Origin of the sequence: Lujinxingia vulgaris (assembly GCF_007997005.1) — a bacterium.
Lineage (GTDB): Bacteria > Myxococcota_A > Bradymonadia > Bradymonadales > Bradymonadaceae > Lujinxingia.
Genome location: NZ_VOSL01000137.1, coordinates 22,296 through 36,233, shown reverse-complemented (window position 1 = coordinate 36,233; position 13,938 = coordinate 22,296). Strand labels below are relative to the sequence as shown.

Annotated in this window: 13 protein-coding genes; 8 read left to right on the top strand and 5 right to left on the bottom strand. The window is 63.9% G+C overall.

What is annotated here, in order from left to right:
• Positions 1 to 1,363, bottom strand: a 1,363-nt coding sequence (locus FRC96_RS18570; RefSeq protein WP_146976727.1) for a 3-dehydroquinate synthase, incomplete at its 3' end; no start/stop codon positions are given.
• A gap of 26 nt (positions 1,364 to 1,389) precedes the next feature.
• Entirely contained in the window at positions 1,390 to 2,970 is a 1,581-nt protein-coding gene (locus FRC96_RS18565) for a phospholipase D-like domain-containing protein (RefSeq protein ID WP_146976726.1), read from the bottom strand.
• 261 nt (positions 2,971 to 3,231) lie between these two features.
• Here FRC96_RS18565 and FRC96_RS18560 point away from each other — a divergent pair, with 261 nt between their 5' ends.
• From FRC96_RS18560 to frr, 6 genes are all read left to right on the top strand, one after another.
• The gene (locus FRC96_RS18560) at positions 3,232 to 3,696 is read left to right on the top strand and encodes a hypothetical protein (protein ID WP_146976724.1); all 465 of its coding nucleotides are present in this window, start codon (positions 3,232 to 3,234) and stop codon (positions 3,694 to 3,696) included.
• A gap of 6 nt (positions 3,697 to 3,702) precedes the next feature.
• The gene (locus tag FRC96_RS18555) at positions 3,703 to 5,052 is read left to right on the top strand and encodes a hypothetical protein (RefSeq protein WP_146976722.1); all 1,350 of its coding nucleotides are present in this window, start codon (positions 3,703 to 3,705) and stop codon (positions 5,050 to 5,052) included.
• 201 nt (positions 5,053 to 5,253) lie between these two features.
• The gene (gene rpsB / locus FRC96_RS18550; protein ID WP_146976721.1) at positions 5,254 to 6,090 is read left to right on the top strand and encodes a 30S ribosomal protein S2; all 837 of its coding nucleotides are present in this window, start codon (positions 5,254 to 5,256) and stop codon (positions 6,088 to 6,090) included.
• A 104-nt stretch (positions 6,091 to 6,194) separates the two neighbouring features.
• A complete protein-coding gene (gene tsf, locus FRC96_RS18545; protein ID WP_146976719.1) occupies positions 6,195 to 7,103 on the top strand; it encodes a translation elongation factor Ts in 909 nt (302 codons plus the stop codon).
• A 102-nt stretch (positions 7,104 to 7,205) separates the two neighbouring features.
• A complete protein-coding gene (gene pyrH, locus FRC96_RS18540; RefSeq protein ID WP_146976717.1) occupies positions 7,206 to 7,928 on the top strand; it encodes a UMP kinase in 723 nt (240 codons plus the stop codon).
• A 100-nt stretch (positions 7,929 to 8,028) separates the two neighbouring features.
• A complete protein-coding gene (gene frr / locus FRC96_RS18535; protein ID WP_146976715.1) occupies positions 8,029 to 8,586 on the top strand; it encodes a ribosome recycling factor in 558 nt (185 codons plus the stop codon).
• A 109-nt stretch (positions 8,587 to 8,695) separates the two neighbouring features.
• On the opposite strand, the gene FRC96_RS18530 is transcribed toward frr, so the two are convergent.
• A complete protein-coding gene (locus FRC96_RS18530; RefSeq protein ID WP_146976713.1) occupies positions 8,696 to 9,673 on the bottom strand; it encodes an FHA domain-containing protein in 978 nt (325 codons plus the stop codon).
• A 32-nt stretch (positions 9,674 to 9,705) separates the two neighbouring features.
• A complete protein-coding gene (locus FRC96_RS18525) occupies positions 9,706 to 10,203 on the bottom strand; it encodes a hypothetical protein (protein ID WP_146976712.1) in 498 nt (165 codons plus the stop codon).
• Positions 10,204 to 10,356: 153 nt separating this feature from the next.
• On the opposite strand from FRC96_RS18525, the gene mce reads away from it, so the two are divergent.
• On the top strand, positions 10,357 to 10,767 hold the full coding sequence (gene mce, locus FRC96_RS18520; RefSeq protein WP_146976710.1) for a methylmalonyl-CoA epimerase: 411 nt from the start codon (positions 10,357 to 10,359) through the stop codon (positions 10,765 to 10,767).
• An 11-nt stretch (positions 10,768 to 10,778) separates the two neighbouring features.
• Here the strand turns inward: mce and FRC96_RS18515 are convergent, their stop codons facing one another.
• Positions 10,779 to 11,462: an endonuclease III domain-containing protein gene (locus tag FRC96_RS18515; RefSeq protein WP_230470440.1), complete on the bottom strand. Its 684-nt coding sequence runs from the start codon at positions 11,460 to 11,462 to the stop codon at positions 10,779 to 10,781.
• A gap of 316 nt (positions 11,463 to 11,778) precedes the next feature.
• Here FRC96_RS18515 and FRC96_RS18510 point away from each other — a divergent pair, with 316 nt between their 5' ends.
• Positions 11,779 to 13,836: a PrkA family serine protein kinase gene (locus FRC96_RS18510; protein WP_146976707.1), complete on the top strand. Its 2,058-nt coding sequence runs from the start codon at positions 11,779 to 11,781 to the stop codon at positions 13,834 to 13,836.
• Positions 13,837 to 13,938 lie beyond the last annotated feature (102 nt).

Sequence of the window (13,938 nt, the reverse complement as noted above, 5' to 3'; positions counted from 1 at the left end):
CGATCAGCGGTTGATGCGGGCGCCGAAGGAGCCCCGGCGCAAAACGCAGGCGCGTGACGCCGGGGCGCGCCGCTGCCGCCGCCAGCGCGAAGCGACCGCCGGTGGCCCCCTCGCCAAGGTACAGGTCGAGCGGGGCGTGGGCATCGCTGGCCATCGCGCTGAGCGCCGCCGAGGTCAGCCGCACATCGTCCGGCGGGGTCTCATCGCCGGGGTCAAAGTCCACCGGGGCGTCGCGCAGGGCCTTGATCACCGCGAAACGTTGCGCCCGCGACTTATCCACCGGCAGACGCGGGGTGTGCCCGGTGGGGCGGCCGCGGCGAATCGTGAGATCGCGCGTGCGCCAGATCTCGTGGACCTCCATGAGCGCCTCCCACCATCGCTCGGCCTCCCAGGCGGTGGTGAGTTCGGGGTGGCCCGGAGCGCGCAGCCCGATGGAGATGAGGCGGCCGTCGCGGCGTTTCTTGTCGGCGCCGACCTTCGCGACAAAACGGGCGCGGGTGGCGTCGTCGAACGAAAAGGGGAGAGGGCGCAGCAAGGGGTCGAGGTGCGTCAGGAGACGGGTGGCCTGGGCGCGCTCCAGCCCCAGGTCGCGGTAGCTTAAGAGGGCGCAGGCCGCCATCCCCCAGGCCACGGCCGGGCCGTGGCCCAGCCCGCCAAAGGCCTCAATGCCGTGGCCGGCGGTGTGCCCCAGGTTCAAAAAGGTACGGATGCCGCGTTGCTCGCGCGGATCTTCGCTGACAATGCGCAGTTTGAGCGCGATGGCCTGCTCGATCACCTCATCGAGCGCGGAACCCGCCTCGTGCACCGGGGCGGCCAGCAGGCTCTGGAGGGTGGCCGCCTCATCGAAATGCGCAAGCGCCGGCGACCCGTCGAGCCATAACGCTTTGAGCGCTTCGACCATCCCGGCCTCCCGCTCATCAAGCGGGAGCGAGTCCAGGAGCTCGCGGCAGATCACCACCCGCGACGCGATATAAAAACTACCCAGCTGGTTTTTACGCTCGCCAAGGTTCAGCGCGGTCTTGCCGCCGTGAGCCGAGTCCACCATCGCCAGCAGCGTGGTGGGCACATGCCAGAGCTCCACGCCGCGCCAGAGCACGCTGGCCAGAAATCCCACCGCGTCGCCCAGTGAGCCGCCGCCTACGCCGACGAGCACCATCGGGCGCGTGGAGCGGCGATTGAGCACCGCTTCGGCGAGCTCGCCCAGGCGCGCCAGCGACTTCAAGCCCTCGCCGGCCTCCACCACGATGGGGTCGGGTAGCTGCGCGAGCACCGCCTCGGGGAGGTTTGCGTCTGCGAGGACCACACCATGTTCGGGAATCGTAAGATCGTGCAGCGAGGGCACGACATCGAGTGTTGGAAGCATCCTGAGAAGACCTGGGCAGGGGCGACTTAGAGCAGCGGGCTGAGCAGGCGCGCAAAACCTTCCAGCAGGCGGGTGCGGTAGGGACGAGCGCGGTGCGCGTCGAGCTCAATCTCGGTGGAGCGGCTCTGGGTTTCAAGGAAAAGTCGGCACATCTGGCGGTTGAGCGGGTGGCTCTCCAGCACGCAGTTGGCCTCGAAGTTGAGTCGAAAGCTGCGGATGTCCATGTTGGCGCTCCCCATAAAGACGTGGTCGCGGTCGTGGACGATGAGCTTGGCGTGCAAGACCCGGTCGCGGTACTCGAAGATGCGTACGCCCACCTCCAGGAGTCCCTCCCAGTAGGAGCGGCCGGCGTGCTGGGTGATGGGCACGTCGCTCTGCTGGGGCACGATGATGCGCACGTCGACCCCGCGCATCGAGGCGGTTTGCAGCGCGGCCATAATCGCGCTGTCGGGCACAAAGTAAGGCGTGATCAGGTAGAGGCGCTCGGTGGCCGAGGTGATCGCCAGAAAGAACATCTTGTGGATGGTATCGAGGGTGTCGTCGGGGCCGCTGGCCACCACGCGGGCGATCGTGGAGGTGGCGCGCGATCCCTCGTTGTGCTCAGTGGCATCGTCGCGTTGCAGTCCGTCGGGGGCTTTCAAATCGGCGTCGTCGTCGGCCTCAATGGCGGGGGGCGCATGCTCGGAAAGTCCGCTGAAATAGCGCTCTTCAGCCAGGTCTTCGCCGGTCGCAAAGTGCCAGTCCTCGGCAAACACCTCCTGGAGCTGGTAGACGATCGGGCCGCGCAGCTCGACGGCCATATCGAACCACTCCAGGTAGTCGTCAGCGATGTTGACCCCGCCGGTAAAGCCGACCTCCCCGTCGATGATCAGCAGCTTGCGGTGGTTGCGGAAGTTGACGCGCAGGCGCCGCTCCAGAAGGCGCACCGGGAGAAAGGGGGCGGCGCTGGCGCCGGCGTCGAGCAGAGGTTTGATAAAGCGTTTGCGGATGCTCGAGGAGCCGATGGCGTCGTAGAGGATGCGCACCTCGACGCCGGCGCGGGCGCGCTCGGCGAGGAGATCGCGAAAGCGCTGGCCGGTGGCGTCTTCGCGCCAGATGAAGAACTCAAAGTGGATATGGTCTTTTGCCGACCGGATCGCCGCCTCAAAGGCGTCAAAGGCCACCGCCGAGGAGGGGAGTGGTCGGGCGAGGTTGTCGCGGATGGGCGGGAAGATCCCGTGTTCATCGTGAAGGACCAGGTTTCGGGCTGGCGAGACCGCGGAGAGCGGGCTGAGCGGGCTGTCCGCGGCGACGGTGGCTTCGGAGTCCGAGCCGCGGGCCAGATCATGGAAGGATCGCGAGATGCGCGCCTGGGCACGCGATCGCCGCCTTTTGCGCCGTCGCATATGGTTGCGGCCGATGATCCACCACAGCGCCGCGCCGATGAAGGGCATCGCCAGCAGGGTCAGAATCCAGGCCAGCGCGGCCATCGGGCGTGTACCCCGCTGAAGCAGCACCGTAGGGATGAACGCGATGCCCAGCACTCGCCCGCCCCAGGCCACTGTTGTCCACCAGGTCCAGTTCCACTCGAAGGTCGCGGGATCAAAGCCGGGAAAAAATTCGAACATGGCTCGCCGCCGCTGGCAGGGGGTTAAGGTTTGGCCGGGTCTGAGCACGGGCAGAGCTGCGTTTCTGGCACGGCTGGCTACAGCGCGCAACCGGGCGCGCGGCGCTCGCCGGGCTTCTCGCCGGCTGTGGTTGCCGCTGGAGCGGCTCTCGCGTTAAGTTCGTGCGGTCGGACACACAAGTGGCGGTACCAGCAGCCGGGGCCAGGCCCAGAGGTGCGACCGTCGGCGCAGGTTGAGTCGATCTACGATGGTGAGGTGTTTATGTCGAAGCCCGGATACCACGACCGCACCAACGCGCCCATTGAGTGTCCGCTCAAGAAGAGTGTGATCGCCTGGGCGCGCTGCAAGGAGTACCGCAGCGAGTATAAATGTCTGTGCAAGGAAGCCCGCGACCGACTGCGCATCAAAGGGGAGGGCAAAGAGGCGTTTGAAGAGAAGTTGCGTGAGATTCGTCGACCCATTCCCGATGAGCCCGAGGGCTGGTCGGTGGAGCGGCAGACCCGTTTTTATTTGATCCACGACGAGCAGGGCGAGCTTGTGCACCGCGCCACCAATCAGGCCGAGTGCGCTCATTTTCTGGAGCTCGCCGCCCGCGCCCGCGCGCTCGAGGCAGAGAACGCGAGGTTGTGGGCGCTGCTCGAAGAAGAACTTCTGGGCCAGGACAACCCCTGGGACCAGGTCGATGAGATGCTGACCGAAGACTCGGCGGCGTATGAAGAGGAGTAGAGCTGTATGAAGATGGCTGGATGGACGATGAAGGCGGGTGGCGCGGCGGTCGGGTTGGGCGCGTTGGTGGCGGCTTCGCTCGCGCTGACCACGTCGACCGGGTGTGAGGCGCTCAGCGCGAGCTGCACCCAGGTGGAAGGCGAGTATGAGCAGGCGGTACGCGCCGAAGGCGCCTTAGGTGAGCTTGACCCGCAGGGAGCCCCGCAGATCGCGATGGCTCTGCGCATGGACATGGTCAACGACCTGGCAAACCGCGTGCTCGCTACGGCGCTGACCGAGACGCTGAACTTTCAGGGCACGATCCCCGTCAGCGGCACGCAGGGGTTGGACTTCAGCGTGCAGCGCCCGAGCCTGGCCCTGGAGCTCGAGGCGTCGAGCGCCTGTGAGACCTGCGTGCGTATGAAAGGCGCCTGGGGCGGCGACTTCGGCGTCGACATCCCGGTGATCGGCCGTCAATCCAGCGCGCTCAACGGCGATGTGGACTGGACCGTACCGCTAAGCGTGGAGCGCGACGCAAATGGCGAAGTCGCCATCTACTTCGACTCGCCAGCGGCGGTGCGCCTGGGCGCGCCGCGCATCACCGGCAGCATCGCCGCGCTCCCCTCCAGCTGGGCACGCACGCTGGAGCCGGCGCTGATGAACCTCGTTAAAGAGCGGCTCGCCGACCGGGTGCCGCGGGTGCGCATCGCCGGCTACGCCATGCCCGACTTCGGAGTGGGGGGGCTGGAGTTTACGCCTTCGCTCTTTAAGCTCGACAGCCGCTCCAACGCGCTGATTCTGGGCATCCGCACCAACCTCGACGCGCCCGGCTCCGACGCTGCCGCGCTGGGCTCGGCGTTGCAGCTTGGTGAAGGCCAGAACGTGGCGCTGGGGGTGCAACCCGGCCTGATCGTAGAAGGTGTGCGCCTGGCGATGCGCGAGGGCAAGGTGGCGCGTCGCTACACACTCACCGGCAATGAGGCTGAGAACGGGCCGACGTACGCGACCATCGACACCCTGCAGGTGGGAAGCGCCGCGAACAACGCGGTGCCCCTGGGGCTGAACTTCCGCCTCTTTAATCACGGCGCCGACTGGGGCTGCTTCTCGATGGACGGGCGCGCGGTCTCGGCGCTCAAAGTCGAGGAGGGGCGCGTCTCACTCGATCTGGAGAAGGTGGAGTTCACCGGCTCGCGCATCGCCGATGCGGCCAACTGGGGGGCGGCGCAGTTTGTGACCCGCACCCAGGGGCTCTTGAGCGCGGCGCTTAACGATAATGTGGTGGTTGGCAACGACCTCGGTGTGAGCCTGCGCAGCGATCAGGTGAGCGCTGGCGCCGGCATGCTCGTGCTCAAAGGGCAGGGCGCAACCACCGAATGATGCGTCGCCGCGATCCCGGGCGGGCTCGGGTTTAACCCGGGCTTGCCCACCCCCGGATCCCTGTGTTAAGGGGGGCGTCAAATCCGCACGCCTTCGGACGAAGGCCCCAGGTGCTCCGGTGCGCGAGGTCGCGTTATCGGGGTGGGTGCCAACGGATGATGAAGGCGGAAGACCAACAAATTCCTCATCAGGAGCAACACCATGAACCAAGTTACGATGCGCGATCTGCTGGAGGCCGGCGTTCACTTCGGTCACCAGACCAACCGTTGGAACCCCAAAATGCGCCCCTTCATCTTCGGTGAGCGCAACGGCATCCACATCATCGACCTGAGCCAGACGGTTCGCATGTTCGCCGACGCCTACGACTTCGTCGCCAAGGTCGCGTCGAAGGGCGAGACGATCATGTTTGTCGGTACCAAGAAGCAGGCTCAGGATGCCATCCGTGAGCAGGCCGAGCGCGCGGGTCAGTTCTACGTGATCAACCGCTGGCTCGGCGGCACGATGACCAACTTCCAGACGATCCGCAACAGCATCAACCGCCTCAAAGAGCTCGACAAAATGTCGCGCGACGGCTCCTACGCCAAGTACACCAAGAAAGAAGTCTTGATGTTTGAGCGTGAGAAAGAGCGCCTTGAGAACAACGTCGGCGGTATTCGTGACATGAACGGTGTGCCCGGCGCTCTCTTCATCATCGATCCGAAGAAAGAAGAGAACGCCGTCAAAGAAGCCAAGAAGCTGGGCATCCCCGTTGTGGCCGTGTGCGACAGCAACTGCGACCCGCGCGAGATCGACTACCCGATCCCCGGCAACGATGACGCCATCCGCGCCATCCGCCTCTTCGCCAGCGCGATCGCCGAAGCATGCCTGGAAGGTTCCAAGTCCGCCAGCCAGCGCCGCGAGCAGAGCGCGCGCGAAGCGGCCAAAGAGTCGGCCGACTTCAACGCTCCTCAGAAGGGCAAGGCTGCCGAAGTTGAAGTCCAGCGCGTGAGCCGCCCCGAGAAGTCCGAAGGCGACAGCGGCGAAGCCAAAGCCGAGTAAGACCCAAAGGTCACACGCATAACGCGCACTGAAGTTCGGGATTTTTTGGGCTAAGTGCGCGTTTTTTATAAGAAATTAGCACCTATACGAGCGAAGGAGCGAAGATGTCGATTTCTGCCCAGGAAGTCAAAAAGCTGCGCGAGATGAGCGGCGCCGGCATGATGGACTGCAAAAAAGCCCTCCAGGAGACCAACGGTGACCTGGAAGAAGCCCTGCTCTACCTGCAGAAGAAGGGCTCGGCGGCTGCCGCCAAGAAGGCCTCGCGCACCGCGGCCGAAGGCCGGGTTCAGATCTGGACCAACGACGACTCCACCGAAGCGGTGATGGTCGAAGTCAACTGCGAGACCGACTTTGTGTCGCGCAACGAAAACTTCCACGCCTTTGTGGAGCGCATCGCCACCACCATCGGTGAGTCGGGCGTGGACTCGGTCGAAGCCCTTCAGGACGTCACCATCGCCGGTGGCGAGAAGAGCGTGGCCGATTACACCACCGAGCAGATCGCCACGATCGGCGAAAACATCAAAGTTCGCCGCTTTGTGCGCTACAAGGTCGACGCGGGCGTGGTCGGTCCCTACACCCACGCCGGCGATCAGCTTGGCGTGCTGGTGCAGCTCGATGCCAGCGGCGACGCTGACAAAGAGGCGCTGCTCGACGTGGCCCGCGACGTGGCCATGCACATCGCCGCGATGAAGCCCGGCTACCTTCACGACTCGGACATCCCGGCCGAAGACGAAGCCGCGCACAAAGAGATCCTCGCCGCCCGCGCTGCCGAGACCGGCAAGCCGGCCGAGATCATCGAGCGTATGCTCACCGGTCAGATCAAGAAGTGGCGCGCGGAGAGCGTGCTGGTGAGCCAGGCCTTCGTGAAGGACTCCGACAAGACCGTCGGTGAGTTCGTCAAGTCGGCCGGTGCCTCGATCGCCTCGTTCGTTCGCTTCGAGGTGGGTGAGGGGATCACCAAAGAAGAGAAGAGTCTGAGCGAAGAAGTCGCCGAGCAGCTGCGCGGCTCCTGATGCGAAGAGGGCGCCCGCCGGGCGCCCTTTTTTTTGCCCGCAAAGCGCCCATAATTCGGGGGCTGTACCATCCGCGCAAAAAGGCGCACGAGAGGAGCAAGTATGTCCGCCAACTACAAGAGGGTCTTGATCAAACTCAGCGGGGAGGCCTTGCAGGGTGACCAGGGCTACGGGATCTCGCCGTCCACCCTGGAGACCTTTGCCGGCGAGATCGCCGAGCTCCAGCAGATGGGCGTGGAGGTGGCCATTGTGATCGGGGGAGGCAACATCTTCCGCGGCGTGGCCGGGAGCACCGCCGGGATGGACCGGACCTCGGCCGACTATATGGGGATGCTGGCCACGGTGATGAACGGCATCGCCCTGCAGGACGCCATCGAGCGCCTGGGCGTGCCCACGCGCCTGCAGACCGCGCTGGAGATCAAAGAGGTCGCCGAGCCTTACATTCGCCGCCGAGCCACCCGCCACCTGGAGAAGGGGCGGGTCGTGATCTTCGGCGCCGGCACCGGCAACCCCTACTTCACCACCGACACCGCCGCGGCGCTACGCGCCATGGAGGTGCAGGCCGAGGTGATCCTCAAAGCCACCAACGTCGACGGGGTCTACGACTGCGATCCCCGCACAAACCCCGACGCGCAGCGCTTTGAGCGGTTGACTTACCTCGATGTCTTGTCGAAGAATCTGCGCGTTATGGACTCCACCGCGATCAGCCTGTGCATGGAGAACGACCTGCCGATCATCGTCTTCGATCTGAATCAGGCCGGGAACATCAAACGGGTGATCGAGGGTGAAGATCTGGGCACGTTGATTTGCCCCAACCCTAAATAGTCCGGACCGAGGACGTGGGCTTGCCGTCAGGCGCCACGGGCTTAGCCTGAATCGGGTCTTCGGCCACGTTGCTCACGTTTCGTTATAGAGAGGATAAGAGATGGTTCAGGAAGTCATCGAAGGTTTGCGCAGCGATTATGAAGAGACGCTCAACAAGCTGCGCCGTGAGCTCACCAAGATCCGTACCGGTCGCGCCAACGTGAACATGCTCGATGGCGTGCGCGTGGAGTACTACGGCAGCCCCACTCCGCTGAGCCAGGTGGCCACGCTCCGCGTTCCGGAGCCTCGCCTCATCACGATTCAGCCCTGGGAGAAGAACATCATTTCGGACATCGAGAAGGCCATTCAGATATCGGATCTGGGGTTGAACCCGTCGAACGACGGCACCCTGATTCGCGTGCCGATCCCCGCGCTCACCGGTGAGCGTCGCCAGGAGCTGGTGAAGGTGGCCCGCCGCGCTGGCGAAGACCATAAGATCGCGCTGCGCAACCAGCGCCGCGACGCCAACGATATGGTCAAGCAGATGGAAAAGGACTCCGAGATCACCGAAGACGAGATGCATAAAGGCTTCGAGAAGATCAACAGCATCACCGAGGAGTTCACCGCCAAGATCGACGCGATGCTCGAGAAGAAGGAAGCGGAGATCGTGGAGGTCTGAGCTCGGGCCTCAATGAGCGCGTGTACGACGTGATTGAGAAAGGCCCGGCAGCGACGCTGCCGGGCCTTTTTTGTGTGGGGTGCTGCGCACGACACATGCGCTGACCGGCTTAGAGAAACGCCCAGAGCAGCGCGCCTGTGAGCCCAAAGAGAAGGATGGCCGCTCCGAGGAGCGCGTACTCCACCGGTGCGCGTCGGCGGGGCGTTGGGACCGGGGCGTGCGCTGCGCCTGGGGGAGCGGATGGCGCGTCGGCGTCGAGGAGGGGTGAATCCTCGTCGCCGGGGGGCGCGTCGACCGGAGGCGGCGTGGCCATAAGATCGTCGGTGTCGGGATCGGCGAGCTTAATGGTGGGGCGGTGCATGGACCTGGGTGGCGAGAGCGGCTCGACGAGCTCTTCGAGAGGATCGACAAAGACCAGCTCGCAGCCTCCCACCTGCAGTCGCGCGCCGCTGGTGAGCGCGGTGGGCTCGGAGATCGGCTCGCGATCAAGGGAGAGCGCGCCGTCGGCCAGGGGCTCCACCAGGTACACCGCGTCTTCAATATAGACGCAGGCGGCCTCGCCGGGGATCGAAGGGTCGGGCAGGTGAAGAGCGACGTGATCGCCGGAGCCCAGGATGTGGCGTGTGGGGCGGTTGAGCGCGAAGCGGCGGCCGCTTCCCGGGCCGCTCAAGATCTCGAAGAAGGCATGAAGCCGGGACTGGTCGCTCTCATCGAGGGCGTTGTGAACGATCTCGTGCAGCGAGGTCGAGGACTGCGCCATGGTGAAGGCGTCGCCGTCGTTCTCGACCCGTTGCAGGATCAGGGTGAGATCGCCCAGGCGGAGGGGGTTGTGCAGCGAGATGACCGTGGGATGGTGTGCGCTCAGTCGATGCGTCCCGATGAAAGTACCGTTGGTGCTCCCGAGGTCGGTGACCAGGATCTGCTCTCCGAGCATATCAATGCTCAGATGCCGGCCGGAGATGCTGGTGAAGGGGATGGGAAGATCGTTGTCGAGCTGTCTCCCCAGGGTGAAGGGGAAGCGGTCGGCGATGGCGTGGCGAGCGCGGGTGCCATCGGCGGTTTCGAGGGTCAGGTGAAGACGGCGCATGCATACCTCCGCAGGTGGTATGCCAAACTGCGCTAGGCGTGTACGAGCCCTAGTTGGCTGAGTAAGAAATAGAGAGCGGTCACGATGATAAACGCGGCGATGGCGGCCCCCATGCCCGTGCGGCGCATACGCTGGCGAGCGACGCGGGCGCGGGTCGCCTCCTGGTCACGGAGATCGACCAGGTGGTCGGGGTCGGGGCTTTCCAGATAGGACTGAGCGGCGCGTGCCTCCCGACGCCAGAAACCCCGCTCGGCGTCGTTGAGGTGCTGCCCGCGAATGTCGATGACGTAAGTGGCGCGCACCTCGTCGCCATCTCGCTGCAGGGTGAGGGTGGTGCCCAGCCCGCTCATCTCGCTGATGCGCCAGCCGGCCCCCGGGGTTCCGCGGGTCAACGTCAGCGTGTCGGTCGCATCGTCTGCAACACGTGGCATGTAGCCGTTGTGCACGAAGAAGTCCGCGAGCACATCGAGCGGCGCGTCGGGATGATCCTCAGGCAGCGCGATGGTATGGGTGGTCTCGTAGGTCGACACGGGAAGACGCCCGGGTTGAGAGGAATGCGACAGACGACGGCGCTGAGAATAAGCGGACTTTAGCACCCGCAGAGGTGGCCCGCAACGGGTTGGCGTGCGCCACCGGCGGGTGATAGCGCCCTTAGAGAACGGGGACAACCCCGGGGAGTGACGATGTTAGAGAAGATCGATCATATCGGGATCGCGGTGCGCTCGGTGGAGGCCAGCGCGGTGCTCTACCGCGATGTGCTCGGGCTGGCCTATGAAGGCACCGAAGAGGTGGAGAGCCAGGGGGTCAAGGTCGCGTTCTTTCGTCTTGGCGAGGCCAAGATTGAGCTGTTGGAGCCCCTGCATGACGAGAGCCCGATCGCGCGCTTTCTCGAGAAGAATGGCGAGGGGATCCATCATATTGCGCTGGGATGCGACGACATTGAAGCCTGGCGCGCGCGGATGGAGGAGGCCGGGGTGCGCCTCCTGAGCGAGGCGCCGATCGACGGGGCGCACGGCAAGCTCATTACGTTTATGCACCCTCGCGACACCGGGCGGGTGCTTTTGGAGCTGACGCAGCGCCGGCCGAACCCCTGAGACGCATGAACTCAATCTGACGAGGGCGTCGCGGCGCCGGTGGGGCAGTCGTCGAGGATCGGGCAGCGCTCGCATAAGGGGTTTCGAGCCCGGCAGAGGGTGCGGCCGTGTTCGACCAGCGCCATATGGGCCGGGAGGCGATCCTCGGGGGGGATCAGCGCCTGCATCTGCCGGTGGGCCGTCTCATCGTCGAGTGATGGATCGAGCCACCCCAGGCGCTCGAAGATGCGGAAGATGTGGGTATCCATGGGGAAGAGAGGCATGGCGCAGGCGGCCATCAGCGTAAAGGCGGCGGTCTTCGGGCCGACGCCTTTGAACGTCAAAAGGTAAGTGCGTGCCTTTTCAGGTTCCATCTGGTGCAGATGCTCCAGATCGTAGCGTTGCATGTCGTCAAACACCCGGGTGAGGAGCGCCTGAATGCGTTGCGCCTTTTGCCTGGCGAGCCCCGCCGGGCGGATTAAGGTCTCCAACTCGGAGGGGGCGCTGTGTGCGATGCGGTGCCAGTCACCCTGAAAGTGCTCCAGGAGGGCGCCGAAGGCCTGGTCGGTGGCCGCGCGAGTGGTCTGCTGGCTGAGGATCGTGCGCACCAGGGTTCCGAGCACGTCGTCGCCCTCGGCGCGGCACGGTGGGTCGTAGCGCTGGTAGAGGCGATCCAAAACGCGTCGCAGGGTGGCGAAGTTGGGGACGGTGTACATGCTCACGGGGGGCTCCGAGGAAGGGGACCCGATTGAAATAGAGTCGCCGGGGCGGCCGGTTCTACCCCTGACTGAGTTTTGATGGTGTCGAGGCTCAAAAGGGGGTTTCGTCCGAGGGCGATGTCTCCTAATCTGCAGGCATCGCATTCAAAGCTGAGTCAGGGCGACGAGCCCTGGACCAGGGCATCGTTCGAAGGATCGGCACAGAAGTTGCTCCATTCATCGTTTGTCGCTGACCAGAGGCGGTCATCGCGTCATGAGGGCCAGCTTTTACGATCATTGAAGCGCAAATCCAGACGTCAGGAGAATACCATCTATGAGCGCCAAAGAGAGCTTGCTGCATAAGATTGGCCGTCATCACGATATCGATGAGTACCGCGAGCTGCACTGGGAAGGGAGCTTTGAGGAGTACCTGGATCTTGTGCGGGAGGACGTGCGGGTGACCCGCAACGCCTACCAGCGCATCTACGATATGGTGATGTCCTACGGGACCGAAGAGTATATCGACAATAAGAAGAAGATTGTTCGCTACAACTTCTTCAAAGATGAGATCACCGGCGGGGCCGACGCGATCTACGGGCTGGACATCCCGCTGATGCGTCTGGTCAACGTCTTCAAAGCGGCGGCCAACGAGTACGGGACCGAGAAGCGCATCATCTTGCTGCACGGTCCGGTGGGCTCCTCGAAGTCCACCATCGCTCGCCTGCTCAAGAAGGGGATGGAGGAGTATACCCGCACCGATGACGGGCGGCTTTATACCTTCTCGTGGGTCATGCCCAAGGAGCTCCAGCACCTCACGGGCGGACAAGAGGTGCTCCATGATCCGATGAACGAGGAGCCGCTCAAGCTGATCCCTCAGGAGTGGCGCGCCGGCGCGTTGGAGGAGCTGGGCATTGAGAATGTCTCCTCGATCCGGGTGCGCGGTGACCTGAACCCGGCGAGCCGCTTTATCTTCAAAGAGCTGATGCGGCATTACGGCGGGGACTGGAGCCGGGCGATGGAGCATGTTCGCGTGCGGCGGATGCTCTTCAGCGAGAAGGATCGCGTGGGCATCGGCACCTTCCAGCCCAAAGACGAGAAGAACCAGGACTCCACCGAGCTCACCGGCGATATCAACTACCGCAAGATCGCCATCTACGGCTCCGACAGCGATCCGCGCGCGTTCAACTTCGACGGGGAGTTCTGCGTGGCCAACCGCGGGATCATCGAGTTTGTGGAGATCCTGAAGCTCGACGTGGCCTTCCTCTACGATCTCCTGGGCGCGACGCAGGAGCGCAAGATCAAGCCCAAGAAGTTCGCGCAGACCGATATCGATGAGGTGATCATCGGTCATACCAACGAGCCGGAGTACCGCAAGCTGCTCGGCAACGAGTACATGGAGGCGCTCCGTGACCGTACGGTGAAGATCGATATCCCCTACATCACGAAGTACCAGGAAGAGATCCGCATCTATAAAAAGGATTTCAATAATGAGCGGGTCAAAGGCAAGCACATCGCGCCGCATACCATCGAGATGGCGGCGATGTGGGCCGTGCTCACGCGACTTGAAGATCCGAAGAAGCACGACCTGACGCTTCTGCAGAAGCTCAAGCTCTACGATGGGAAGTCGCTCACCGGCTACACCCAGGACAATGTCAAAGAGCTTCGCAAAGAGACGCTTCGCGAAGGTCTGACCGGGGTGAGCCCGCGTTATATCCAGGACAAGCTCTCCAATGCGCTGGTCAGCGATAAGACCGAGAGCAGCATCAACCCCTTCCTGGTGCTCAACGAGCTTGAGGGCGGGCTGAAGAACCACAGCCTGATCAGCAACGAGGAGGAGCGCGGGCGCTATCGGGAGCTGCTGGCGGTGGTCAAGCAGGAGTACGAAGACATCGTCAAGAACGAGGTGCAGCGCGCGATCTCGGCCGATGAAGATGCCATCTCCAAGCTGTGTGCGAACTACATCGACAACGTGAAAGCGTACACGCAGAAGGAGAAGGTGCGGAACAAATACACCGGTCAGTATGAGGAGCCCGATGAGCGTTTGATGCGCTCGATCGAAGAGAAGATCGACATCCCGGACAGCCGTAAAGACGACTTCCGGCGCGAGATCATGAACTACATCGGGGCGCTGGCGATCGACGGCAAGCAGTTCACCTACCAGACCAATGAGCGCCTGCGGAAAGCGTTGGAGCTCAAGCTCTTCGAAGATCAGAAAGACTCGATCAAGCTGGCGAGCGTGGTCTCCAATGTGGTGGATCGCGATACCCAGGAGAAGATCGACATCGTGAAGCAGCGTCTGATCCGCGACTACGGCTACAACGAGGAGTCGGCGACCGACGTCTTGAACTTCGTGGCCAGCATCTTTGCGCGGGGCGACTCCAAGCAGCAGTGAGCGCGGCGCGCAGGTAGGTGAAGATGCCGGCGCCGCCCCCGGATGGGAGCGTGCGCCGGCTCAGTTTAGGCAGGTTGCGCAGGGTCGATGACGGCTCGACGA

Bases quoted from the DNA above. Each gene is read 5' to 3' on its own strand.
- FRC96_RS18565 (WP_146976726.1), bottom strand. From the start codon at position 2,970: ATGTTCGAATTTTTTCCCGGCTTTGATCCCGCGACCTTCGAGTGGAAC.
- FRC96_RS18560 (WP_146976724.1), top strand. From the start codon at position 3,232: ATGTCGAAGCCCGGATACCACGACCGCACCAACGCGCCCATTGAGTGT.
- FRC96_RS18555 (WP_146976722.1), top strand. From the start codon at position 3,703: ATGAAGATGGCTGGATGGACGATGAAGGCGGGTGGCGCGGCGGTCGGG.
- rpsB (WP_146976721.1), top strand. From the start codon at position 5,254: ATGAACCAAGTTACGATGCGCGATCTGCTGGAGGCCGGCGTTCACTTC.
- tsf (WP_146976719.1), top strand. From the start codon at position 6,195: ATGTCGATTTCTGCCCAGGAAGTCAAAAAGCTGCGCGAGATGAGCGGC.
- pyrH (WP_146976717.1), top strand. From the start codon at position 7,206: ATGTCCGCCAACTACAAGAGGGTCTTGATCAAACTCAGCGGGGAGGCC.
- frr (WP_146976715.1), top strand. From the start codon at position 8,029: ATGGTTCAGGAAGTCATCGAAGGTTTGCGCAGCGATTATGAAGAGACG.
- FRC96_RS18530 (WP_146976713.1), bottom strand. From the start codon at position 9,673: ATGCGCCGTCTTCACCTGACCCTCGAAACCGCCGATGGCACCCGCGCT.
- mce (WP_146976710.1), top strand. From the start codon at position 10,357: ATGTTAGAGAAGATCGATCATATCGGGATCGCGGTGCGCTCGGTGGAG.
- FRC96_RS18515 (WP_230470440.1), bottom strand. From the start codon at position 11,462: ATGTACACCGTCCCCAACTTCGCCACCCTGCGACGCGTTTTGGATCGC.
- FRC96_RS18510 (WP_146976707.1), top strand. From the start codon at position 11,779: ATGAGCGCCAAAGAGAGCTTGCTGCATAAGATTGGCCGTCATCACGAT.